The sequence below is a fragment of the Streptomyces antarcticus genome (assembly GCF_026627255.1).
In the GTDB taxonomy this organism is placed as follows: Bacteria; Actinomycetota; Actinomycetes; order Streptomycetales; family Streptomycetaceae; genus Streptomyces; species Streptomyces antarcticus.
In genome coordinates this window covers 1-24178 of the sequence record NZ_JAPNLM010000021.1, presented here as the reverse complement: position 1 = coordinate 24178, position 24178 = coordinate 1, and the positions used below count along the sequence as shown (strand labels likewise).

The following is a 24178-nucleotide window of genomic DNA, read 5'->3' as shown; positions in this document are numbered from 1 at the left end:
GAACAGGCCTCGGTCGGTGATCAGAAGCGCGCCCACTTCCCGCTCCTGCCCGGACCAGCCGGTGACGTCGTAGAGCTGGCCGTCGAGGGGGCCGCCCATCAGACTCACGTACACGCGTCCGGGCGACGGACCGGCCCAGTGACCGTCGTCGCCGCCATACACTCGCGTATCCATCGTGCTCACCCCGTCCGCCTGCCCCCTCACTGGCCCCCACAAGCGGGTGAACTCGCTCACCCACCCGCGGCGGGCGGATGCCTGTGGGCAGGGGCTACAGGGTGCGGGCGGCCTCGATGCTGTCGGCGATCCGGAACAGGGTGCGGGCCTGGGTGAGCTCCAGGACGCGTTCCAGGGATGTGGGCAGGGGGCCGACGAGGGCCAGGCTGCTGTTGCGCAGGAGGCGGAACATTTCGTTGAGCATGGAGGAGTCGGCGAAGGTGATGCGGCTGACGTCCATGACGATGTGCCGGATGGCCGGGTCGGCGATGGCCGCGGTGCCGGCCTGTCTGACGGATTCCAGCGTCTGCTGGTCGAACTCGCCGACGCACACGATGACGCGCGTTCCGTCATCGCGGTCCGGGAGGGTGAGGACCTGCTGATGTCCCGGCGCCCTGTCGTCGGCCGTGATGTCGGGACCGCGGCTGTTGAGCAGTCCCGCCTGGTTCAGGGCTCCGATGACGACCCAGGCAAGATCGTCGGGGTTGGGTTCGTTCGGGCGAACCGCGGCGAGGTACGCGGCAATCCTGGTTGCGACTACTTTTGCTGTTTCCGCATCGCTCATGCGTGCCCGTCTGCTGTCTTCTGCTCGTCCCGAACGCCGTCTGGAGTTGGGGGTGGTGATGGAGGGGGAGCCGGCGTCATTCCGCGTCCGAGCACTTCAGGCGCTGGACGGTGGTGATGGTCTTGCCGTCGGGGAGGGCGGTGGTGGAGGTCACGCGCCGCACAGGGTGGGGGTGCGATCTTCAGTGGTCAGCATGTCATCCCATCCTCCAAGCTGTCCGCCCGGCGGAATGCGGCACCCGCGGAGGTGACCTCGAACACGGTGGCGGGCCCCGGCCCCGAGCGGCCCGCGCGAACGAACGCACGAGCCGGGTGCCGGCCGCCGGCGCGGCTGACAGGGGGCCGTGCGGGGGTGGAGTGACTCGGCGGACCGGTGGGAGGGGAGACGCCTCTCACTGCGCGTGAGGGTGGAGACGGTGTGTCTCTTTGGCGTGCATGAGGTGTGGGACGGTGTGGGGCGGGGGGCCCGGTTGCCAGGAGAGTGACGGATGGAGGATGGTTGCCGGAAGGCAATCAATTTTCTTCGAGACTATGAGGTGAGGGGTTCGCCCAGCGGACCCTCAACGTGTGGTGAATCCCACCCAGGAAGCGGCCCCTTCGGTGCGCGCACCGTGGAACGAGGCCCCCTACCCCGTGCTTGTGGCCGACGACCAGGGAACCCTGGTGTCGGTCAACGAGGTTGCCGGTCTGCTGTTCCCCGATGCCCGTGCCGGGTCCGCACTGGCCGGCGTGGTGCCCGCCTGGCTGTCCTCGGCCCACGCCCGCCGCCTCGCTCCGGCGGTCACCACGCCTGCGGGAGCGGACGCGGACATCGACGTGGACGTCGACGTGGACATCGACGTGGACGTCGTCGCCCAGGGCCCGGTGAGCGACCGCTCGTACGAGGCGCATCCCACGGTCCGCGGTGACGGGACCGTGGTGTGGTGGCTGGTCGACGACACCGACCACCGGCTGGCCCGCGAGGCCCTGCGGATGGAGCGGGAGCGTACGGATTTTCTGGGTCAGGCGTCGAATCTGCTCCTCTCCTCGCTGAATCTGGGGCGGTGCATGGACGTGACGGCGCAGATGGCCGCCGAGCACCTGGCCGACGCGGCGCTGGTGATCGCGCCCTCGCGCGGTCGTGAGCTGCCGATCGTGTCGTGCGTCCGTGGCGGGGTGCCGGTGTCGTCGCGGGTGGCCGCGCGTCCTGAAGCGGTGCCGGGGCTGGCGGAGGCACTCCAGGGCTTCCCGCCGGTGCCGTCGCGGTGGATCGATCCCGCCACCGCTCCGGCGTGGCTGGTCCCCGAGGGGTTCGGGACGGTGGGGTCGATAGTGATCACCCCGTTGCCCGGCCACGGCGTCCCGGCCGGTGCCCTGGTGCTGCTGCGCCGTGCGGGCGGCGCCGGGTTCACCGAGGGCGAGGAGGTGTTCGCCCGCCTCTTCGCCGCGCGGGCGGGCGCCGCGATGTCGGCTGCCCGGCTGTACGCGGAGCAGGCGTCCCTGAGCGAGACGCTGATGCGGGACCTGCTGCCGCCCTCGCTGCACCAGGTGTCGGGCGTGGAGTACGCGGGCGGCTACCGCCCCTCCCTGGATCACGAGCGGATCGGCGGGGACTTCTACGACGTCCATCCGGCCGCGGTGGAGGGTGAAGCCTCGCTGGTCGTTCTCGGGGACGTCTGCGGCAAGGGCCTGGAAGCCGCCGTGATGACGGGCAAGATCCGCAACACCCTGCACGCCCTGCTGCCGATGGCGGATGACCACCAGCGGATGCTGAACCTGCTGAACACGGCGCTGTTGAGCACGCACAACGCACGCTTCGCGACGCTGGTGCTGGCCTCGGCGATCCGCGAGGGCAGCACCGTGAAGCTGCGGCTGACCAGTGCCGGGCATCCCGCGCCGCTGATCCTGCGCGCCGACGGCCGCGTCGAGGAAGCCGCGACCCACGGCACGCTGGTCGGGGCGCTGCCCGCCGTCACCGCCGAGACGGCGGAGGTGACGCTCGCGCCGGGCGAGACGTGCGTCCTGTTCACGGACGGGATCACCGAAGCCCGGGGCGGGCCGATGGGCGGGGCCATGTTCGGTGACGCGCGCCTGCGGCGGGTGCTGGTCGAGTGCGCGGGCATGCCCGCGCAGGCGGTGGTGGAGCGGGTGCAGATGCTTGCCTCCGAGTGGGTGGGCACCGGCCGTCACGACGACATGGCCCTGGTGGTGATCTCTGCACCCCGAACCCATCACTTGAGTGCGGTAGGCGGGCACACGCGGGGCAGGTTCACAGGGTGATGGCAGATCCGACCGACTCCGAAGCGATCGATTCTCCCGTGGAACGGCTGGTGGAACGGCTGGTGGAACGGCTGTGGGACGCGGTCCTGGCCGGCGACGAGCGGGCGGCGACCGCTGTGGTCCGCCGGGCTCTGGACGACGGCCGGGACCCGGAGGGCGTGCTCCTGGACGTGATCGCCCGGGTCCAGAGCCGGGTCGGTGAGCAGTGGGCCGCCAATCGCATCACCGTCACGCAGGAGCACATCGCCACCGCGATCAACGAGCGCGCCGTGGCGACCGTCGCCGCGCATCCGGCGGCCGCCAGGCAGCCGTCGCGCGGGCGGGTCGTCGTGGCGTGCGTGGACGGGGAGTGGCACGGGCTGCCGGCGCGGCTCGTGGCCGAAGTGCTGAGGCTGCGGGGCTGGCAGGTGGACTACCTCGGCGCCCACGTACCGACACCGCACCTCGTCGCGCACATCCACCGCACCGGTCCGGACGTCGTCGCCCTGTCCAGCTCGATCCCGACCCTGCTGCCGACCGCGCACGCGACGATCACCGCGTGCCAGGCCGCCGGCACGCCGGTCCTGGCCGGTGGAGCCGCCTTCGGCCCCGACGGCGCGTACGCGCGTCTCCTGGGCGCCGACGCGTGGGCGCCCGACGCCCGCGCGGCCGCCGACCGGCTGGAGCATCGCCCGCTGCCGCGCCCGCAGCCGGACCACCAGGCGATCGACGACCTGCCGCACCTGGCCGACCAGGAGTACACCCTCGTCGCCCGCACCCGCCCCCAGCTCGTACGGACGGTCTTCGCCGGGCTGGAGGACCGGTACCCGGCGATGCGCGGCTACGACGAGGCCCAGCGGGAGCGCACGGCCGGGGACCTGGCCCACATCGTGGAGTTCCTCGGCGCCGCCCTCTACACCGACGACGCCGAGCTGTTCTCCCGCTTCCTGCTGTGGACGGCGGGCATCCTCGAAGCACGCGGTGTCCCCGCGCAGAGCCTGCCGCCCGCGCTGGACCTCCTCGGCAACGAGCTGAAGGACTTCCCCCGCGCCACCGGCATCCTCCGGTCCGCCACCGCACGCCTGACCCGTATCCCTCTCACCGTTGGCGGAGCCGCCGAATGATCCCCATACCCGGACCGCTTCGCCTCACGCGCGTGCGCACGGACGACGCCGTCCGCATCGAGCTGCACGGCGACTTCGGCTACCCGGACGCCGATGCCCTCCTGGACGCCGTCACCAGCGTGCTGGCGGGGTCGGACGGCCGACATGATCCGCACGATCCGCACGTGGACCGCGGGGACCTACAGGTGGACCGCGGGGACCTACAGGTGGACTGCACGGACCTGCACCTGGACTGCACGGACGTGGCCGCGATCGACTCCAGCGGGCTGTCGGTCCTCCTGATGGCCCGCCGGCTGACGGACGCGGCAGGCGTACGCTTCCATCTCGACGGACGGCCTGTCGAACTGGAGCGGATGCTGAAGGTCACCGGTACCCTCGCCTACCTCACCGGCCGGCACGCGAGTGACCGGCCGGCGTCCTCCGCGGTGGAGAGACGGTCCGCCGGCTCGGAGCAAGCGATCACCGCCCGCTCGGGCGGACCGGACACCACCACCTGACCGGCACAGGCGGGCGACCCGCTCGCGCGGAAGGAACACAGATGTCCGTACCGGCCTTCGGGCCACACAGCAGCGGCCCGGACGCGGCACGCTCGGTCAGCGACATCGCCGAACTCCTCGACGTCGTCTACGAGAACGCCCGCCAGAGCGCCGCGTCACCCGTCTCGACGACGCAGTTGCGCCTGATGTTCCTCGTCGACCGCCAGCCAGGCATCCGCATGCGGGCCCTGGCCCAGCTCCTCGCCGCGGCCGGCCCGTCCGTGACGCGCCTGTGCGACCGGCTGGAGGCCGCGGGTTTCCTGCGGCGCCACCGCTGTGCCGATGACGGCCGGGAGGTCACGCTGCGGCTGACACCGGCCGGTGAGAGACACCTCGCACGGATACGGGAGACGCGCGAGCGGACGCTGGCCCAGGCGTTGGACACGATGACCCCCGACAGCCGGCAAGCCCTCGCCTCGGGGCTCGCGGCCCTGCGGCGGGGCATCACCGCGACCTCCGGCTTCCCGAAGTAGCACGACCCCGCCGCCTGGGCCCGCTCCGCGGGCGGGCGGGCACGGGCCGGCGGGAAGGCGCGCGGACGGCGCGCGGGCAGCGGACGGGGAGCGCGCGGCGGACGGTGAGCGGCTACGCCTGATCCCGCAAGGCTTCGGCTTCCAGCCGGTCCAGCTGTGCCTTGGTCGACTCCTTGCTGCGCACCAGCTTCCATGTCTCCTTCACGCACCCCCCGAGCGCCACCAGGCCGGCCAACGCGGCCAGCAGCCGGAAGGGGAGCCACCAGTGCTCCCGAGCCACTCCCATCCCACACAGGTACACGCCCATGAACAAGGGCCCCAAGATCTTCCGCAGCCACAACTCGACCCCGTCCAGCAACGTCCCCACCCCAACCCGGCCCCGAACCAAGCCACTCCCCCACGGAATGTGGCACTGCCCCATGATCAGGCACTCGGACCGGCCGGGCTGACGAAACGAACCAACGGCCGGGACGATTTGTGAGGTGATCGCTCGGTGAAAGCCGGCGGACCCCTCACAACTGCTCAACGGCCTCCGTACCCGGGCCTTCCGGCGCCACCTCCTGAACCACAGCCAGTTCCGCGGGGGCCGGGTGACAGGGGCCGGCGGGTGGACGAGCCGGTCAAGGAGACGGCGGGCGGTGTCGTGCCCGTTGAAGCCGGCAGGGTCGATGGGGCACTGGACCCGATCCCACCCCTGCCGTGGACGGCTCCGCCTTCGCGCGGCTGGGTGGTCGCTCCGTGGAATCCGCAGAGGGCCCGCGCCGGGCTACCGGGCCGTGCATGATGGCAGGTGACTTTCTTGGGGGGCGAGGGTGAGACGACAGGAACTCGCGGACCGGCTGGACGCCGAGCTGATGAAGCGGCTGCTGCCGGCGACCGCGTTGCGCGCCGTGGGCGGTTGGCTGGCCGGATCGGGGGCCCGGTACGCAATCGGTGCGGGCGCCCATGCCGTGCAGTACGCACCCGCGCACTGGTCGGGCATCGAGCCGTGGCCCGACCGGTTCCTCGAGCGGTCACGGGTGGAGACCGCGACGGTCACCCGCGCCCAGGTGGTGGCCATCACGCGAGAGGCGGTGCGGGGCGGGCGGTGGACCGAAGCGCTCGTCGCCTCGTCCGTGTGGGGGCAAGGCAGAACCGGTTACGGCCCACACCGCCTCAAGGGAATCCTGGCCGAGCCGAATGTCGCCGATGCGCTGGCCGAGGCCGGCTCGGCCCTCCGGGAGGAGGGCGCGGTTGCCGCGTACCGCGTGCTGTACGGATCGGTGAGAGGGCTGGGGCCTGCGTTCTTCACCAAGCTCCTCTACTTCCTCGACCTGGCGCTGGACGCTCCGGCCACTCCTCGTGCGCTCGTTCTGGATCAAAGGGTCGCGCGCGTCGTCCGCGCACACGCCACGCGGGTCGGGCGTGAGAGCGGACTGGCATCGGCGTCAGAGGTGGCCACCTGGACCTGGTCCGACGGCGGCTGGACGCCGCACCGCTACGGGGTGTACCTACGCTGGACCGACGCCGCCGCCCGCCAGCTTGCCTCCTCCGGGATCGGGTGGCCCGAGGCGAGCCCGGATCTGCTCGAACTCGCCTTGTTCGACGGCGTCTGGGATCCGACAACCTGACTCCCGGATGAAACCGGCTCGCCCTGGGCCGTCCGCGCTCCCGTACGGCACACCCGATGAGGTGGCCGAACAGCCGGAACGCCAGGCTGAGTCCGGGGTGGTAGTGAGCGCGCTGACCTGCGCAGGCCATGTCGCTGGTCCCGCCCCCTGAGCGAAGCCAGAACAGCGCCGAAGCCGCACGGTGGTGCCACCAGCACCCTGGGCGTGTCCTCCATACGCGCAGGTGGGAGCGGTGCGAGGGGGCCGCCAAGGGGTCCGCCGAGAGGTCCGGGGTCCGGGCCGAGTCCCGGGTTCCGCCCGCGACTCCCTGAAGGGCATGGGGCCATGGCCCGACCGGACAGGGGAGCGCGAAACCGTCGAGGTCGTCCCGGCCGAAACGATGCACAAACAGGGCAAATCGCTGCGGGGCGCCGATCCGCCTAGTTTCATACGTACGAGACCCCCCTCCTCCAGGGTGTCCCTTGAGTCAACGACTCGAAGGAGAATTCCCATGATCGTCGAGAAGCCGCACACGACGCAGGAGTCAAGAGCGAGCACGCCTATCTGGCGGCGACCCTGTCCATCGGCCTCTCGCTCGCGTCCTGGCTCGCTTCCAACCGCCAGGAGAACCTGGAACGCGCCGACCGGTGGGGCACCTTCGGCGGAGAGTGGGCACCCACCTTCTTCGGACTCGGCCTGGCCCTCGCGAACTACGAGTACGAGACATGAGGACTGGCCACCGAGACGTGAGAACCGGCACCACACCCCCCTCGAAGCACGGTGAAGGAACTCCATGAGACTTGGTGACGAACTCCCCTTGGATCACCGACTCGCGACCGTCTACCGGTACGGCGCCCTGCTCTGCGGCCTCATCCTGATCGCGTTCGGCGTCCTCGGCTTCGCCGACGCCCTGCGCCCCTTCGACACGGAGGGCGAAACGATCGCGGGGCTGACCACCAACACCACCCTCAGTGTCATCTCGGTCGCCGTGGGCCTGGCCCTCGCGGCGGGCGCGTTCATCGGCGGCAACTTCGCCTCGACCCTCAACATCACCGTCGGGGCCCTCTTCCTGATCAGCGGTTTCGCGCACATCTTCATCCTCGACAAGGGCGCCAACATCCTGGACTTCGGCATGACGAACGTGATGTTCAGCTTCGTCATGGGACTGATCATCATGACCTTCGGCATGTACGGCCGCGTCTCCAGCAAGCTCCCGCACGACAACCCCTACTGGCAGCGCCGCCACTCCTACGAGGACCCCGTCCGGGCCGTCCGGCCGCACTCCGTTTCCGGCGCCGGATCGGCCGGTACCGCCCTGCCCGCATCACCCGCGTACACCAGTGGCGCTGCCAGCGATCCGGATGCCGGCCCCCGATGACCGCGAGGAACGTAAAGCGTGGAAGCGTAGAAGCGTAGAAACGCGAAGGGAGCACACCTCACCGGTGCGCTCCCTTTCACGGTTCCCCGTCCCCGAGGGCACGGCCAACGGAACCGGCGGGCAGTAGCTCGGGCAGATGGCGGCCCTCACCCCTTCGAGGGAATGAGCAGCGTCAGGGCAAGCCTCCGCCCCGAGGCCGGCGAATGCGGGGTGTGGCCCGGTTCTGGGCCGCGGCGGCACGCTCCGAGCATGCCGCCGACACCGAAGAAGGAGACGTTCCGTGTCCCGTGTTCTGAAGAGCGCAGCCCTTGCCCTTGCCGCCGGCGCCGTCGTGGTCGGCGGTGCCTCCATGGCCTCGGCCGATGCCGGCGCGCAGGGCATCGCCGCCGGTTCCCCCGGCGTCCTGTCCGGGAACCTGATCCAGGTCCCGATCCACATCCCCGTCAACGCCTGCGGCAACACGGTCAGCGTCATCGGCCTGCTGAACCCGTCCTTCGGCAACACCTGCGTCAACTACTGACCCCGGGTACCGGCGTAGCGAGTTGCGTCGCGGGTGGTGGCGGCTTCGGCCGTTACCACCCACTCGCCGGACCCGTAAAGCGAAGGCGCCGACCGTCACCGGATCGGGTGAGGCTCCCATCCGCCGGACGGACCGCTCCGAATGGCGGGGTGTGAGCACCTCGCCACCCGGCGCAGCCATGGGGGCGGGGAGCCCGCGACCCCGTCCTGAAGTCCCGACCGTCCTCATGGAGCCTTCGATGAACGCCCTTCGCTTCCGTCGCACCGCCGTAGCAGTCGCCGCAGCGGCCGTACTCCCCTTCGCGCTCGCCGCCTGCTCCGAGAGCGGCAAGAGCACCGACGCGGGAGCGAGCGCCGACAACGCGAAGCCCGCGGACTCCGCGGCGGGCGCCGCCGAACCGTCGGCGGCCGCGGACGGGCCGTTCGGCTCGGCCTGTGCGGGCGTTCCGGCGGAGGGTGCGGGTTCGTTCGACGGGATGGCGAAGGACCCGGTGGCGACGGCCGCCTCCAACAACCCGGCCCTGTCGACACTGGTCACCGCGGTCAAGCAGGCCGGCCTGGTGGACACCCTCAACAACGCCAAGGACATCACGGTGTTCGCGCCGACCAACGACGCCTTCGCGAAGATCCCGAAGGCCGACCTGGACAAGGTCCTCGCCGACAAGGCCACCCTGACGAAGATCCTCACCTACCACGTCGTGGGCGAGAAGCTGACCCCGAAGCAGCTGGAGAACGGCTCCTTCGACACCCTGGAGAAGACCAAGGTGACCACCGCCGGCTCCGGCGAGGCGTACAAGGTCAACGGCACGTCCAGTGTCGTCTGCGGCAACGTCAAGACCGCCAACGCCAACGTCTACATCGTCGACACCGTCCTGATGCCCAAGTAACACCACCCGGTGCCCGCTGCGGCTCCGGCTCCCTCCCCGGCCGAGGCCGTCCCGGGTCGCCATGACGACGGGAAGGGCCTCGGCCGGGGAGCGGGAGCCGCGCCTCGCCGTCGGCCGTGGTGAGACCAATCCCTTGCGGCTCACTGCTCCGAATGTCCTGCTGAGGCGCTCGTACCAACGGGCGCCCGGAGCAGCAGTTGGAGTGATCATGCGTACACGCTTGATGACTTACGCGATGGGAACGGCGGTCGCCGTCACCCTGGCCCTGCCTCCGCTGGCCCGGGCCGACGGCACCGCCCGGCCCGCCGCGGACCCCACGGCCGGGGCCCTGGCCGTGGTGGGGTTGACGACGGACCAGCGTCTGGTGGAGTTCCGTACGGACGGACCGGCACGGCCCACCGACCTGGGACGGGTCACCGGTCTCAGCGGCGATGGCAAGATCGTGGGCATCGACTTCCGCGTCCAGGACCGGAAGCTCTACGGCATAGGCGACCGCGGCGGCATCTACGTCCTGGACCGAGCGTCCGCGCAGGCCGAGAAGGCCTCCCAGCTGACGGTCCCGCTCGCCGGCACCGCGTTCGGAGTGGACTTCAACCCCGCCGCCAACCGCCTGCGGGTCGTCAGCGACACCGGGCAGAACCTCCGCCACAACATCGACGACCCCGCCGCCCCCGAGACGACCACCGTCGACGGGACGCTGACCAATCCCGCACCCCCGCCCGGCACGGCACAGCCGACCACGGCCAGGGGAGTGACCGGCGCCGCCTACACCAACAACGACCTGGTCAGCGCCACGGCCACCACCCTGTTCGACCTCGACACCGGCAAGGAACGGCTGTCCCTGCAGTCCCCCGCCAACTCCGGCACACTGGCCCCCACCGGAAACCTCGGCGCCGCCGCGGGTCCGAGCGCCGGCTTCGACATCTACCACTCCCCCGAAGCCAAGACCAACCACGGCTTCGCCACCCTCCAGACCCCGACCGCTTACGGCTTCCACACGGTCGACCTGCTGACCGGGACGACGACCGCCGCCGGAGCCTTCCCGGCCGGCACGCAGGTCTTCGACATCGCCCTGCCGCTGGACCAGGGCTGACGCCCCGGCAAGCGGTGTGACCCCGTCCTGTTCAGCGTCGTGAACCGCGCGTTCCCCTGGGTCCGCAACCCGCCCCGCGGCTGCGCCTGACCGACCGCGCGAGTGGATGTGACTGGCCCGTCGCGTACATGATCGCTAGCCTCGGTCCCCATGAACCAGCGGCAGCGAAAGAAGCTTTCCCGGCGTCTCTTCGACGCGATATCGAAGGATGACGCTGCCGTCGTGAGGGCGCTGCTGCGGGCCGGAGCGGACCCGGACCGGGCGGACTGTGAGGGCACCACCCCCCTGTACGAGGCATCCGTCCGCGGAAGATCCGAGATCGCCCGGCTGCTTCTGGCGGCCGGGGCCTCGCCGAATGCCGAGAGCAGCGGACTCGGCGCGGAGGGGACCCCCTTGTGCGCGGCCGCATGCTGGGGGCACACCGAAACGGTGCGCGAACTCTTGGCGCACGCCGCCGATCCGAACCTCCATGAGGATCACGGCACGGGGTGGAGCCCTCTGCAATGGGCGGTCCGCGGCCCCCACCCGGAAACCGCCGGTCTCCTCCTCGCAGCGGGAGCCACCCCTTCAGGGACTCAGTAGCACCGCCGCTCCCGGCCGGGCCGGGGCCCGGCCGGTACCGGATCTCACACTTCGGTCCGACGGACCGTGACCGAGCCACCACCGGGTCTGGCTGGAGTGGCCGCTGCACTACGACCGCGCCGCGACCGGCGTCGCGTTCGCCCTTCTCGGCACGGACGAAGCCCGCGAGGAGGGGGCGCTGGACCCCGCCGACCTCGCCACCGTGGAGCGGGCGCTGGCCGAACCCGGTTACATGAGCGTCCCCGAGGAACTGCCGAAGAGCGACTACGAGGGGCCCGGCTCACTGGAGCCCTTCGCGGCGCGGCGCACCTGGTGGACTCGCCGCCGTCAGGGCGTCCGCGGGCGCTCAAGTCCCTGGAGGAGGAGGGCGATCAGCCTTCGGGGGTCATAGCGGGGGTCGTTGTCGCGCCCGACGCAGAGGTTGCCGATGCCGCGCATCAGCTCGTAGGGCTGTGTGCCCGGCCTGATGTCACCGGCCGCGACCGCCGCGTCGAGCAGCTGGGTGCAGACGGGCAGCAGGCGGTCGAGGAAGTAGGCGTGCAGCGCTGCGAAGCGGTCGCTGTCGGACTGCAGGGCGTCGGCGAGGCCGTGCTTGGTGACGAGGAAGTCGACGAAGAGGTCGATCCACTGGCGCAGTGCGTCGAACGGGGAGTCGGCGCTGGCCAGCAGGCTGGGGCCGGCTTCGGCGCATGCCTCGATCTGGTGCTCGTACACGGCGGTGACGAGGTCGGCCCGGGTCGGGAAATGGCGGTAGATCGTGGCCATCCCGACGCCCGCCCGGGCCGCGATCTGGCGGATCGGCGCGTCGACGCCAGAGGTGACGAACACCTCGGCTGCGGCGGTAAGCACCGTTTCCCGGTTGCGCTGGGCGTCGGCCCGCTTGCTCCGGGACGGCGGCGAACCCCCCACAGGACCCTCGGCGGCCATCACGTCCTCCTTCGACACCGATTGACAAAACGGAGCGACGCTCCGGATACTAACTGGAGCGACGTTCCGTTTCAGTTTAGCCGAAACAGGACGCCTCTGACCGCCCTGCCCGCCCCCGCCCGCACGCGGGAGGCAAGCGCCACCGAAGGGAACCCCCACCGTGAGCACCTCCCCCTCCCCCTCCAGCACCGCATCCGCATCCGCATCCGCATCCAGCGACACCGACGTGCTGGGCGCGCCCGTACCGGTCCTGTCCTTCAGCCCCGTGGTCCTGTCCGTACCCGGACGCCCCGTGGACCTCCAGATGCGCGTCTCCGCACCCTCGACCGGAACCGGCCTCCCCGTCATCCTCCTCTCCCACGGGCACGGCCCCTCGAACAACCTCTCCTCACTCAACGGCTACGCGCCGCTCGCCGACTTCTGGGCGGCACACGGGTTCGTCGTCATTCAACCCACCCACCTCACCTCCAGGACACTGACCCACCTGGTCGCCGACGCACCCGGCGCACCCGACTTCTGGCGGTCCCGCGCCGAGGACATGACCCACGTCCTCGACCGGCTCGACGCGATCGAGAACGCCGTGCCGCACCTGGCCGGACGCATCGACCACACCAAGATCGTCCTCGCGGGACACTCGCTCGGCGGCTTCACCGCCGCCCTCCTGCTGGGCGCCGGGATCACCGACCCGGACACCGGGAAGGTGGTGCGCCTCGTCGAGCCCCGTATCAAGGCGGGCGTACTGCTCGCCGCGCCCGGCAGGGGCGGCGAGGTCTTCAACGGGCCCGTGGCCGAGCTGTGGCCGGTCATCGGGGCCGTCGACTTCTCCACCATGACCGCACCCGCGCTGGTCGTCGCCGGCGACAAGGACGACCCTCGGCACTTCACCGACATGGGGCCGGACTGGCACGCCGACTCCTACACCCTCGCCCCCGGCCCCAAGACCCTGCTCACCCTGTTCGACGCGGAGCACGGGCTCGGCGGGATCTCCGGATACGACGCCGCCGAGACCACCGACGAGAACCCCGGGCGGGTCGCCGCCCTTGCCCGGCTCACCGCGGCCTACCTCCACACCCAACTCCACCCCGGCGCACCCACCTGGCAGCTCGCCCGCGAGGCGCTGACCACCGGACGCGCCCCGGTGGGACGAGTCGAATCCAAGTAGCCCGTCAGCTCAAGCCCCTCAGCAGCTGACGATCACAGCAACCGCCGCCCGGGGCACGACGAGCGGCCACTCGGGGCGCGCGCCGGCGGGTCCTCCGTCGAAGGCATCCCGGTCTCAGGGCGGGCCCGTCGAACCGCCATGCCCGGCCGGCGCCGTCGACGACCTCGTCGCCCGGGTGGATCGTGTACCCGGTGCCGTCGAGACGCCGCACTCGACTCCGGCCGGACCTGGTGAACTACGCGGTCACAGCGATGGGCGGCACCGCCGCAGGCAGGACGGGGGGCGGCTCGACCGTGCACGCCCCCCGGGGCATCACTTCGACTGGTAGACGCCGAAGACGTCGAGCACCAGGTCGGCGTCCTGATAACCCTGGTTCCAGAAGGTGATGACGCCGTGATCGCCGTCGCTCGCCTGCACGAGGTTCGGGACGGTGTCGCCGGCCGTCCAGTTCAGGGTGGAGGAACCGGGGCGCGGCCCGGAGGGTGCGGCGGGCCCTCCTTCCGCAGGCAGCGCGTACGGGCTCGGCGCCACCGAGAGGTATCCGGTGCCGCCGGTCTCGGTGACGGTGGTGTTCAGCACGTAGGCCTCGACACCCGTCGCGGCCTCGGGCGTGAACCCCTGCGTGATGTACTCCCGTGCCCGGAACCGGCCGCCGGGCCAGCCGTAGGCCTCCTCGCGGGTGTCGAGCGTCCGGAACGGCGTGAAGGGCAGGAAGGCGGCCTTGCTGTCCTTGCTGTAGTAGCCGACGACGTCGACCACCACGTGAACCGGCATCCAGGACCCGTTGAAGACCTTGACCGTCCCGTCCGCGGCCACCGGAACGATCACCGAGTTGGCGACCGTCTGACCGCGCACGAAGTTCAGGTTCGACGATGTCGGGACGGGCCCGGCGCCGGAGAAGGCGGTCAGGTGGCCCGGGCCCTCGGGTTCGGTCACCGTGACGTTCAGCGCCACGGCCGTGATGCCCTGGGGCACCTCCCGCAGGCCGCCGATCCGGGTCTCGAACGCGGTGCGCGCGGGGAGCCGGCCGCGGGACGCGCCGAGGCCCTCACGGGTGTCCACGAACCGGGCGGGGGTCATCGAGGTATAGCCGCCGGCCGAGGCGCGGGTGAAGTAGCCGGTGACGTCGGCGATCAGGTCGACCGGCTGCGGACCGCCGTTGTAGAGCTCCACGTACCCGTCCTCGCCGACCGGCACGATCACCAGGTTCGGTACGGACCGGTTGGCGGTGTAGTTCAGGTTCGAGGTCCCCGGGCGGTCGTAGCCCGCGCCGGGCCACGCGGTCACGTACCCGCTGGCGGCGGTCTCCGTGACCGTGACGTTGAGGGCGACCGCGGTGACGCCAGCCGGGACGGCGGCGTTGCCGGCCACCTTCACCCGGGCGGTCCCCTGACCGGCGACCTTGGCCAGGGGCGCGCCGGTGCCGTCGCGGGTGTCGAGGAGCCGGGTCGGGGTGTGCGGGGTGAAGTCGGAGCCTGGGGTGAGGAAGGCGCCCCCGTTGGCGGCCTGGACGGCGTTGGCGGTGTCGGTCACCGTCACCTTCACCTGGTACTCACCGGACTTGTCGTACGTGTGCGAGTGGTGCAGCTCGGCGTTGCCCTGTGCGGTGACCGTGTCGGTCTTCCCGTCGCCCCAGTCGATGACGACGCCGAGCGCGAAGTCGGCGCTCGTGATCAGGGTGGTGAGCTCGATGCCGTGCGCGGTGAAGCTGGTTCCGCTGACGTCGACGGCGAGGGCCGAGTTGGCCCCCGCGTCCACGGCGGCCTGCGCGGTCGGCCCGGTCTCCGCGGCTTGCGCGGCTTGCGCGGTCTGCGCTACGGCGGTCTGCGGTACGGCGGTCTTGGCGTTCGTCGTCCCGCTCGTCGTCCCGCTCGTCTTGCCGTTCGTCTTGGCGTTCCCCTCGGAGGCGGGCAGGGCGGTGCGGATCGTGCGGTCGGCCGGGCTGCGGAAGCCCTCGGAGGTGGATGCCTCGGCTATCGCCTCGGCCACGCCCGCCGCGACGGGTACGGGACCCGCCGCCTGCGCGGTGCCGGGAATGATGCCGAGACCGGCTGCCACGAGGGCAGCGGTCATTACGAGTCGGTGGTTGCGCACCGGCCCCCCAATGGTGGTGATGAGCGAAGAAGGGCCACCGTATGAAGGGTTCCGGCCAAGGGTCACGGGGTTCTGACGCGATTCACTCCATAGGGGCCAAGGCTTTACCCGCTGTGCGGTTTGCGATCGACTGAAGCCGCCGGGCGGACAGCCTTGGCCAGGGGGAGGTCTGCCCGGAGGCGGGTGACGGTCCGGTTCAGCGGGGGTCGCTGTCGGCGACCCGGCCCTTGCACGGGACCAGGAGGCGATCGGAGCCTGCGGCCAGGGCCTGGCTGTGGGTGACGCCGATGACGCGTTCGCCCTGTCGGTGGGCCAGTTCGCGGAGCCTCGTAGCCGGCCCGGGTAGGCCGGCCGATGGCACGCGAGGCCCCCGGCCATCGGCCGGGGACCTCCCGCCGTACCCCGTCGCCGCGGCGTCCGGCTCCGGAGCCGGTCCACGAGCGGTACCTAGAGCAGGGCGGTGATGACCTCCCGTGCCGCGCGTTCGCCCTCGGTGGCGCCCCCTTCCATGAAGCCCTGGAAGTCGTAGCTGCAGTGCTCACCGCCGATGTGGACGTTCCCCTGTGCGGTGCCCTCGTACCGGGCGTAGCGGTGCAGGTAGCGGGTGGGCCAGTACGAGTACGCACCGAGCGCGTACGGGTCACGGTGCCAGGCCGACAGCTGCGCGCGACCGTTCCAGGCGGCCCCGGTACCGGGGAAGAACGCGTCGATGCCGGTCAACATCCGGGTTGCGAGGGTCCTTACGTAGCCGTCGGTCTCGGTGGCGAACGGGGTCGCGGGTGTGAGCGCGCGTGCGAGGGTGCCGCCGCCGTACTGGAGCAGGATGCCCCCGTTGCCCGGTTGGACCTTGGTGGTGTCCCAGGTTTGCTGGATCTCCGAGTCGGTGAAGCAGTCTCCCGCGGATACGCCGGGCCAGGGGCCGGTACCGCGCCAGGGCCGGCGGGTGAACTGCATGTTGAGTTTGGTGCAGTAGCCCATGCGAGCGTCGCGCAGGAGGTTCACCATGAGCGGGTCGAATCCGGCCGCCGTGAGGTCGACACGCTGGAGTACGGGCAGTGGTATGCACAGGATGGTGTGGTCGGCGATGACGGTGCGGGTGGTGCCCGCGTCGTTGAAGGTGAGGGTCTGGGTTCCGTCGGAGTTCGCCCGGACGGCGATGAGTTCGCGGCCCATCAGAAGGGATCCGGGTGGCAGGGCCTGTGCGATGGCGTGGGGGAGCTGATCGTTCCCGCCGACGATGTGGTATCGCTCGTTGGACAGGCCCCAGACGTTGAAATGGCCGGGATTGGGCTGGTACCCCATGAGGAGGACCAGGGCGAGGGCGGACTGGTCGACGGTGTCGGCGCCGTACTCGACGTTGTACGCGACGTCGATGAACTGACCGAGGCGCGAGCCGTGTCCGCCGGGGACCCGGGTCTCGATCCACTGGTACAGCGACATGCTGTCGAGGCTGGTGCCCGCGGGAGTGGTCGAGTTCCAGGCGACCTCGCCCGCGTCCTGCAGATCGCGGCGCAGTGACTGGTAGACGGCTTTGAAGTCCTCGTCGGCCTGCGCGCGCGGGTAGTAGGAGCCGTCGAACCAGAGGACTTCTTCCGCTCCGTTGGGGCCGCCGCCGAGGAAGTCCTCGGTGGTCAGGTCGAAGCGGCGGCACAGTTCGAGGATCTTCTTGTGGCTGGTGTCGATCAGCTCGCCGCCGATCTCGGACGTCTGGCCGTACGCCCAGTGGTCGCGCTGGGTCCACATACGGCCGCCGACGCGCGTGGGGTTGGCCTCGTAGACGGTGCACGCGATGCCGGCGTCCTTGAGGCTGAGCGCGGCGGTCAGGCCGGCGATGCCCGCGCCCACGACGGCGACCCGGGGGTTGCCCGTCGGTGGCTTCCTGTCCTCGGGCGCCGTCTCGGCGCGGGCGGGGGTGGTGGCTGCCGCGCCTGCCAGGGCGGTACCGAGTCCGAGTGCCGTGGCGCGCTTGAGCAGGGCTCGCCGGCCCAGGCCCCGTACGTCGGCGACGGGAAGGGCGAGTCTGCGGGCGGCGGCGTGCTCGGCGGCGAGTTGCTTGAGTGCGTGCATGACGGGGGTTCGGGCCATGGTGGGTGGCTCCTCCTGTGTCAGACGTTCGCGGCGGTGGGGGAAGAACTCTCGGCGCTGGGGTCGGTGCGTTCGGCGGCGTCCTCCAGGACGATTCGGCCGATGACCTCATAGCGCGCGGGCACCTTGAACTTGAGGTAGACGCCGAGTCCCAGTCCTCCGAGGAAGACGACGGCGACGATCCAGGGGATGAGGGTGAAGACGAGGGAGTCGGCGGCGAGGCCGGCCGCGGTCTTCATGTTGACGCCCAGCAGCACGACGACGGCACTCATCCCGATCCCGCCGAGCAGTGGGGCGGTGAAGGTCTTGAACCAGTGCCGGTCCTCGGGGTGGTTGTTGCGGAAGTAGCCGATCACTGCGAAGGAGCAGAGGGTCTGGACGATGAGGATCGCCATGGTGCCGAGGATCGCGAGCAGGGTGTAGAGGTGGATGTACGGGTCCTGGCCGGTGAGCCAGAAGCCCGCCACGAGGGCGACGGCAATGGCTGTCTGCACGACGGAGGCGACATAGGGGGATCCGTGCCGGGCGTGGGTGCGGCCGAGCGCGGGGTGCAGGAATCCCTCGCGGCCGATGGCGTAGAGGTAGCGCGCGGCGCACTGGTGGAAGGCCATGCCGCAGGCGAAGGAGCCGGTGAGGAGCAGCCACTGGAAGGAGTCGACGGCCCAGGAGCCGAGGAACTGCTGGGTGGGTGCGAAGAAGAGGTCCAGGGGGTTGGCAGAAGCTGACCGTTCGACGGACTTGGCCAGGCCGTTGCCCGCGATGGTCATCCAGGAGACGTAGATGTAGAAGAGGCCGACGCCTACGACGGAGATCAGGGTGGCTTTCGGGATCACGCGCTTGGGGTCGCGGGACTCCTCGCCGTACATGGCGGTCGATTCGAAGCCGACCCAGGACCAGAAGGCGAAGAAGAGGCCGAGCCCCGCGGAGGTGCCGGTGAAGGCGTTCGTCGGATTGACCGGTTCCAGCGGGATGCCGTCCGGGCCGCCGCCCGCGAGCAGCACGGCGGTGGCCACGGCGAACAGGACGGCTATCTCGCCGACCAGCATGACGCCGAGGGCCTTGGCGGTGAGGTTGATGTCGAAGTGGGCGAGGACGGCGGTGATGCCGAGCATCGCGGCGGCGTAGAGGATCCAGGGGAGGTCGACGCCGAGCTGGTCGTGGACGGTCGTCTTTGCGAAGTACGAGAAGACGCCGACGATGGAGGCCTCGAAGACGATGTACGCGAGGACGGCGAGCATGCCGGAGGCCATGCCGGCGACCCGGCCGAGCCCGTGGGAGATGTACCCGTAGAAGGCTCCGGCGGCGGTGATCCGCTTGGCCATGGCGACGTAGCCGACGGCGAAGACCGTCAGGACGAGGGTGGCGAAGAGGTAGCCGGCCGGGGCGCCGATGCCGTTGCCGAAGCCGACGGCGATCGGCAGGTTTCCGGTCATCGCGGTGATCGGCGCGGCCGTGGCGACGGCCATGAAGACCACTCCGACCAGGCCGACCGAGTTCGCCTTGAGTCGATGGACTTCACCACTGGGACTGTGGGACATGGACACCCTCTCACGCTGGCGGCGGGTAGCCGATGGGAAGGGGGCCACTCTCGTACCGCGTGACCCACGCCACAATCGACACGAGGGCTGGTAATTGGCCTGCGGAGAAGACGAGTTGTCGCTGTCCCGGACCGGGAGACCCAATGCGTAACCGCCCGGTGATGTTCAGGTGACACGGGAACCGCTAGGGCGCGGGGCTCGGTCACGACGCCGTGCGGCCCGAACCCGGGCAGCTGCTCGTCCCACCGGCCCCCGGGAGCACACCACCGCACCGTCCCGGGGAACGCCGCCCAGGTGACCCGGTCCGGGGTGATCCGGGTGTGCCGACCGGCCTGCGGCGCACTCCAGGAGTCGCCACGTTCCGTAGCCGAATCACAACTCGTTGGACGGCGTGTCGGGCTTACGGGTGACCGCGCGCCCCGATCCCGCGGGCTGCCCCGCGCGCGCCCGGCACGCGCCGCCGCCCGGGGTCACGCCGCGTACTGGTGGGCCGGATACGTCAGATAGCCCGTGTCACCGCCCTGGAAGTACGTGGCCTCGTCGACGGGGGCTATGGGGAGTCCGGCCCGCAGCCGCTCGACCAGGTCGGGGTTGGCGAGGAAGGCTCGGCCGAAGCTGATGAGGTCGGCGCCGAGGCCGAGCCAGTGGTCGGCCTCGGCCCTGCCGGTCTGCTTCGGGCCCAGAGGAAGTACGGGGTTCATCACGAGGGTGCCCTGCCACGCACGGCGCAGGGCGACGAGCATGGCTTCGTCCGCGGTGGCTTCGAGGTGTATGTAGGCCAGTCCGAGGGGGTTCAGTTCGGCCAGCAGCGCGCTGTAGAGGGCGCGGACCTCGGTCTCTTCCACTCCCCAGAAGGTCCCGCCCGGCGAGAGGCGAATGCCGACCCGCTCCCCGCCGACGGCGTCTACGGTGGCGGCGACGGCCTCGACGGCGAACCTGATCCGGTTGGCGACCGGGCCTCCGTAACGGTCCGTGCGCAGATTGGCGTTGGACGACAGGAACTGTGAGATCAGGTATCCGTTGGCACCGTGCACTTCCACTCCGTCGAAGCCCGCCTCCACGGCGCGGCGGGCGGCCAGGGCGTAGGACCCCGCGTGTTCGGGCACTTCGGCGGTGTCCAGCGCGCGCGGCACCGGGGCGGGCTGCGGCCCGGTGGGGGTGAACACGTCGCCGACGGCGGGAACGGCGGAGGGCCCGACCGGCTGCAGGCCGGTGGTGTCGGGGTGCGAGACCCTGCCGCCGTGCATGATCTGGGCGAAGATCCGTCCGCCGTTGCTGTGGACGGCGGCGGTGACGGGGCGCCACGCCTCGACGTGTTCGTCGGTGTGCAGTCCCGGGGTGCCCGGGTTCGCCTGCCCGATCAGGCTCGGCTGCACCCCTTCGCTCACGATCAGCCCGGCTGTGGCCCGCTGGGCGTAGTAGGTCGCCATGGAAGGCGTCGCCAGGCCGCCGGCAGCGGCTCGGACCCGGGTCATCGGGGCCATGACCATCCGGTTGGGCAGTGTGAGACCGCCGAGCCGGTAGCTGGTGAAGAGACGTGTCATGCCGGGAGCTCCTTCGTGGCTGCTGTGCCCGCGCTTCGGGCACAGCAGCTACGCTAAAACCTCACACCGATGTCAGAGGCAAGGGTCTGCGGCACTGGATTCGGCCGGAAGGGCGGCACATGCGGATCGGCGAGCTCGCGACACGCGCCGGAGTCAGCGTTCGTTCCGTGCGCTACTACGAGGAGCAAGGACTGCTCACCAGCACGCGCAGTCCCAGCGGACAACGGCACTACACGGACGGCGAGGTCGAGCGGATCGCCTTCATCCAGCGGATGTACACCGCGGGCCTGTCCAGCCGCACCATCACCGAGCTGATGCCCTGCATCGACACGCCCAGCGAAGAGACGTCCCACGCCGCGCTGGAACGGATGGCACGGGAGCGTGAGCGGCTCTCCGCGCACATCGCCGACCTGCTGCGGACCAGGGACACGCTCGACGCCCTGATGGCCACGGCCCGGACACACCGCGAGCAGATGATGACCGCCGGAGCCGGCTCCGACTGGCGGCCCCCGGACTCCTGCCGGCCGTCGGGTCAGTCCCGCCCGTCGGGTCAGTCGGGTCAGTCGGGTCAGTCGGGTCAGTCGAAGGCGATGTGGCCCCCTCCCGTCTCCGGTGGGGCGCGGAACGCCTCGATCACGTAGGCGGCGAAGCGGCGGGAGGCGGCGAGCCGGGCGGTACGCGGCGCCTGCTGGAGGCCCTGGTGGGCCATGAGCATGAGGATCAGGTCGTCGACGACGAAGCCGGGGCGGAGCCGGCCGATCTCCTGGGCACGGCGGGCCAGTTCGGCGCCCGCCCGCCACGTCGTCCGGCAGTTAACTCGGGGTGGCCCTGCGGGTGTTGCGGGGCCTGCTGGCACACCCCGGCCCGGAGGTCCGCGATGCGGCGTACGCGGCCCTCACCACGGGGGACCGGGACTGACCGGCCGGCGTCGAGGCCGCGTAGAAGCACCTCGGCGCGCCCCGAAGCGATTGCCGTCGGCGGTCGGCGGCGGTCAGCGCAGGCGGTCAGCGCGGCGCGGCGGAGCCGTGCTGTGTCTGCAGGCTGCGCAGGAGGTCGAAGGCGGGCCGGTCGACCGGGCGCGAGGTGTTGCCGAGTGCGATGACCCCCAGCCGCTTCTCCGGATCGAAAGCGACGAAGGAGGAGAAGCCGCCGGTGCCGCCGTTGTGCCAGATCTGGAGGTGGGCACCCTGTCGGGGGTGAAGCCGGTGGGCCATCCAGCCCAGGTGCGCCCAGGCGAAGGGGCTCTTGCGGTGCTCGACCTCCCGGCTCAGGCGGATCGCGGCCGCGAGGGGCTCGGGGCCGCCGTCCAACTGGGCCCGGACGAAGGCCGCCAGGTCAGTCGCGGTCGACCGCAGGCCGCCGGCTCCGGTGAGGTCGGCGAGGTGCCAGGGAGGGGTGGGCCGTCCGCGCCGGTCGTGGCCCCGGGCGGAGCGTCGCGTCCGGGCGGCGTCCACGCTCACCACGGTGTCCCCCATGCCCAAGGGGGTACAGATCGTGCGGGTCACGAGGGACTCGTAGTCGGTACCGGCCCGCCGGGCCAGGGCCAGTCCCAGCAGCCCGGCTCCGAGGTTGGAGTAACGGAACCGCGCGCCCGGTACGGCCCCCAGCCGGGTCCGGGCCAGCCCTGCCATGAGCCACTCGGTGCTGCAATGGGCGTACGGGTCCGGCTTGCCGGGACGCAGCAGGGCGGTGAGCAGCATCCCCCGGGGCAGCCGGGGCAGGCCGGAGGTGTGGGTGCCGAGGTGCCGCAGGGTGATCCGCTCGCCGCCTCGTGACGGTACGGCCGCCCCTTCAGGCAGCAGGTCGCTCAGCGGTTCGTCCAGGTCTGTTTCGCCGGTCACGGTCAGCCGCGCCAGGGCCAGGGCGGTGAACGCCTTGGTCACCGACCCGATCTCGAACAGGGTGTCGGGCCCCGGTGCATGGGCGTGGGCGCCGCCGGTGGTGCCCGCACCTCTGATCTCTACGTGGTCTCCCGCGAGGGCGGCCACCACCACGCCGACGCGGCGGTCGGCCAGCTGGTCGGCGGTCTGCTGGACGAGGGTGCCGAGTTCTTGATCCATGAACGAAATCATCGCGGCGTCCGGCCGTCGGCCCGTGCGCCCTGATGATGAATTCCGGCCGCGACACTGCGACCTGAGCAGGAGGACGATGCCCCGCCTCCTGCGCCGGGAGGAGGACGCGACGGAACGGGACGGAACGGAACGGGACGGAACGGGACGGAACGGGACGGAACGGGACGGAAGGACAAACCCGCCCAGCGGGCGGGGGCGCACGCCTGCCTCCGCCGCTTCCGCCGCTTCCGCCGCTTCCGGGGAAGCCTGCGTTTCGCGGCCACGGCCTCCGGCATCGCCCGGACTTGCGTGGCGGCCTGCCGTCCGGACGGCGTGCGAGCCGTGTGACTATGTCCGTCGATCATCCGCACCACATGGGGGGACCATGCGCAGCCGCACCCGTAGCCGTAGCCGTAGCCGTAGCCGTACTCGTACCAACACCGTCACGACCGGCCTCAGCGCGGCACTCGTGGCGCTCCTCGTCCTGGCCGGGTGCACCGCTGCTCCGCCCCGGAACCAGCCCGGGGCCGCGGCTTCCGCGGCCCCCACGCCCGCGCCCGCGCAGAGCTCCGAGTCCGGGGGCGGTAACGGGGCCGCCACGGCCGGGTTCGAGGGGCCCCTGCCGCAGGACCAGAACCTGCTGGCCTGGACCGGCGACCCCAACGACGCGGGTCACGTCACGGCACAGTCGGCCGCGGGGGTCGGCGGGCGGATCACCCTGGTGCGGATCGTCCTGCGCGAGCGGATCACCTGGTCGAACGTCTGGCTGGGCCTGGCCGGCATCGACCCCAACGCCCAGCTCGCCAACTGCCGGCTCGGTGTGTACAGCGAGGGCGGCACCCTGCTCGGGACCACCCCCGACGTCTCGCCCCAATTGATGACCGATGCCATCGCGAAGCCCCTGGCTCTGGAGAAGCCCTTCACGGCCGAGCCCGGGACCTACTTCATCGCCCTTCTCCTGAACGGCACTTGGGCCACCAATGCCCTCACCCTCAAGTCCACGGGCGCCGGCATCTCGGTCAACGCCGGCCTGACACCGCCGAAGCTCCGCTACAGCACCATCCTGACGGGACAGACCTCCCTGCCGCCCCAGGTGAACCTTGCCGAACAGTCCAACAGCACCATCAACACCGGCTGGGCCAGCCAGTGGTACGCCGTCTCCTGACCCCGCGGCAGCACCCCAGGCCCCAGCTGATCCGCGCCTCTTCCTGCCGGCCGATGCCTGCCATCGGCGGTCGGCTTCGCGACCGTGAGCGTGGGGAGTGTATGAATAACGGCGGATCCGATGATCAAGGAGACGCCAGATGACGGACACCGTCGTTGAGTTCGAGCCGGCCGAGGTGTCGGTGAAGGAGCCGGCCGCTGGGGCGGCGTCAGACGAGCAGTTGGTCGCGATGCTCGTGGACCGGGCCCGGTCTGAGGGGCTGCAGCTGACCGGGGAGGGCGGGCTGCTACAGCTGCTGACAAAGCGTGTGCTGGAGTCCGCCCTGGAGGGCGAGATCACCGATCACCTCGGCTACGAGAAGCACGATGCCGAGGGTCGGAACAGCGGGAACTCCCGCAACGGAACCCGGGCCAAGA

At 71.0% G+C, this 24178-nt stretch carries 21 protein-coding genes and 2 pseudogenes; 14 read left to right on the top strand and 9 right to left on the bottom strand.

The features are described from left to right. Nucleotides 1-268 precede the first annotated feature (268 nt). A complete protein-coding gene (locus OTB16_RS27310) occupies nt 269-778 on the bottom strand; it encodes an STAS domain-containing protein (protein ID WP_267723448.1) in 510 nt (169 codons plus the stop codon). 566 nt (nt 779-1344) lie between these two features. Between OTB16_RS27310 and OTB16_RS27305 the strand changes: the two genes are divergently transcribed. From OTB16_RS27305 to OTB16_RS27290, 4 genes are read left to right on the top strand one after another with little or no spacing between them, the layout of a single operon-like run. Next, nucleotides 1345-3036, top strand: a complete 1692-nt coding sequence (locus tag OTB16_RS27305) for a PP2C family protein-serine/threonine phosphatase (RefSeq protein ID WP_420717806.1) — start codon at nt 1345-1347, stop codon at nt 3034-3036. Then, nucleotides 3036-4139: a cobalamin B12-binding domain-containing protein gene (locus OTB16_RS27300; protein WP_267723447.1), complete on the top strand. Its 1104-nt coding sequence runs from the start codon at nt 3036-3038 to the stop codon at nt 4137-4139. The genes OTB16_RS27305 and OTB16_RS27300 overlap by 1 nt, the downstream gene beginning before the upstream one ends. A 32-nt stretch (nt 4140-4171) precedes the next feature. Continuing rightward, entirely contained in the window at nt 4172-4636 is a 465-nt protein-coding gene (locus OTB16_RS27295) for an STAS domain-containing protein (protein WP_267723446.1), read from the top strand. Nucleotides 4637-4677: 41 nt separating this feature from the next. Beyond that, nucleotides 4678-5148 (top strand): MarR family winged helix-turn-helix transcriptional regulator, encoded by a 471-nt coding sequence (locus OTB16_RS27290; protein WP_267723444.1) that lies wholly within the window; start codon nt 4678-4680, stop codon nt 5146-5148. Between the two features lie 112 nt (nt 5149-5260). Here OTB16_RS27290 and OTB16_RS27285 read toward each other — a convergent pair whose 3' ends face one another. Continuing rightward, nucleotides 5261-5434, bottom strand: a complete 174-nt coding sequence (locus OTB16_RS27285; RefSeq protein WP_267723443.1) for a hypothetical protein — start codon at nt 5432-5434, stop codon at nt 5261-5263. Between the two features lie 568 nt (nt 5435-6002). Between OTB16_RS27285 and OTB16_RS27280 the strand changes: the two genes are divergently transcribed. The 6 genes from OTB16_RS27280 to OTB16_RS27255 all read left to right on the top strand — a co-directional run bounded on the left by OTB16_RS27280 (nt 6003) and on the right by OTB16_RS27255 (nt 11196). Next, nucleotides 6003-6758: an 8-oxoguanine DNA glycosylase OGG fold protein gene (locus OTB16_RS27280; RefSeq protein WP_267723440.1), complete on the top strand. Its 756-nt coding sequence runs from the start codon at nt 6003-6005 to the stop codon at nt 6756-6758. A gap of 772 nt (nt 6759-7530) precedes the next feature. Further along, nucleotides 7531-8115 carry a DUF4383 domain-containing protein gene (locus OTB16_RS27275; protein WP_267723439.1) on the top strand — a complete coding sequence of 195 codons (585 nt, stop codon included), beginning with the start codon at nt 7531-7533 and terminating at the stop codon, nt 8113-8115. A 280-nt stretch (nt 8116-8395) separates the two neighbouring features. Further along, complete coding sequence (locus OTB16_RS27270; RefSeq protein ID WP_267723438.1) at nt 8396-8635, top strand: chaplin; 240 nt, start codon at nt 8396-8398, stop codon at nt 8633-8635. Between the two features lie 238 nt (nt 8636-8873). Continuing rightward, a complete protein-coding gene (locus OTB16_RS27265) occupies nt 8874-9521 on the top strand; it encodes a fasciclin domain-containing protein (RefSeq protein ID WP_267723437.1) in 648 nt (215 codons plus the stop codon). Between the two features lie 208 nt (nt 9522-9729). Further along, nucleotides 9730-10614: a DUF4394 domain-containing protein gene (locus tag OTB16_RS27260; RefSeq protein WP_267723436.1), complete on the top strand. Its 885-nt coding sequence runs from the start codon at nt 9730-9732 to the stop codon at nt 10612-10614. Nucleotides 10615-10764: 150 nt separating this feature from the next. After that, nucleotides 10765-11196 carry an ankyrin repeat domain-containing protein gene (locus OTB16_RS27255; RefSeq protein WP_267723434.1) on the top strand — a complete coding sequence of 144 codons (432 nt, stop codon included), beginning with the start codon at nt 10765-10767 and terminating at the stop codon, nt 11194-11196. Nucleotides 11197-11523: 327 nt separating this feature from the next. Here OTB16_RS27255 and OTB16_RS27250 read toward each other — a convergent pair whose 3' ends face one another. Continuing rightward, on the bottom strand, nt 11524-12123 hold the full coding sequence (locus OTB16_RS27250) for a TetR/AcrR family transcriptional regulator (RefSeq protein WP_267723432.1): 600 nt from the start codon (nt 12121-12123) through the stop codon (nt 11524-11526). A 226-nt stretch (nt 12124-12349) separates the two neighbouring features. Here OTB16_RS27250 and OTB16_RS27245 point away from each other — a divergent pair, with 226 nt between their 5' ends. Next, entirely contained in the window at nt 12350-13285 is a 936-nt protein-coding gene (locus OTB16_RS27245) for an alpha/beta hydrolase family protein (protein WP_267723555.1), read from the top strand. Between the two features lie 312 nt (nt 13286-13597). On the opposite strand, the gene OTB16_RS27240 is transcribed toward OTB16_RS27245, so the two are convergent. From OTB16_RS27240 to OTB16_RS27225, 4 genes are all read right to left on the bottom strand, one after another. Then, on the bottom strand, nt 13598-15358 hold the full coding sequence (locus OTB16_RS27240) for a PKD domain-containing protein (RefSeq protein ID WP_267723430.1): 1761 nt from the start codon (nt 15356-15358) through the stop codon (nt 13598-13600). 468 nt (nt 15359-15826) lie between these two features. Then, nucleotides 15827-17464, bottom strand: a complete 1638-nt coding sequence (locus tag OTB16_RS27235) for a flavin monoamine oxidase family protein (protein WP_267723429.1) — start codon at nt 17462-17464, stop codon at nt 15827-15829. A 20-nt stretch (nt 17465-17484) separates the two neighbouring features. Continuing rightward, nucleotides 17485-19002, bottom strand: a complete 1518-nt coding sequence (locus OTB16_RS27230) for an APC family permease (RefSeq protein WP_267723428.1) — start codon at nt 19000-19002, stop codon at nt 17485-17487. Between the two features lie 470 nt (nt 19003-19472). Beyond that, a complete protein-coding gene (locus tag OTB16_RS27225; protein ID WP_267723427.1) occupies nt 19473-20546 on the bottom strand; it encodes an alkene reductase in 1074 nt (357 codons plus the stop codon). A 119-nt stretch (nt 20547-20665) separates the two neighbouring features. Between OTB16_RS27225 and OTB16_RS27220 the strand changes: the two are divergent. After that, nucleotides 20666-21031: pseudogene (locus OTB16_RS27220) on the top strand (MerR family transcriptional regulator); the annotation flags it as partial. Nucleotides 21032-21123: 92 nt separating this feature from the next. Here OTB16_RS27220 and OTB16_RS27215 read toward each other — a convergent pair. Next, nucleotides 21124-21348, bottom strand: a pseudogene (locus tag OTB16_RS27215) (TetR/AcrR family transcriptional regulator); the annotation flags it as partial. 202 nt (nt 21349-21550) lie between these two features. Then, entirely contained in the window at nt 21551-22606 is a 1056-nt protein-coding gene (locus OTB16_RS27210; RefSeq protein ID WP_267723425.1) for a serine hydrolase domain-containing protein, read from the bottom strand. A 376-nt stretch (nt 22607-22982) separates the two neighbouring features. Here OTB16_RS27210 and OTB16_RS27205 point away from each other — a divergent pair, with 376 nt between their 5' ends. Together OTB16_RS27205 and OTB16_RS27200 are read left to right on the top strand one after the other, a co-directional pair. Beyond that, nucleotides 22983-23762 (top strand): hypothetical protein, encoded by a 780-nt coding sequence (locus OTB16_RS27205; protein WP_267723424.1) that lies wholly within the window; start codon nt 22983-22985, stop codon nt 23760-23762. Between the two features lie 229 nt (nt 23763-23991). Next, nucleotides 23992-24178: transposase (locus OTB16_RS27200; RefSeq protein ID WP_267723554.1), on the top strand; the 187-nt coding region annotated here is incomplete at its 3' end.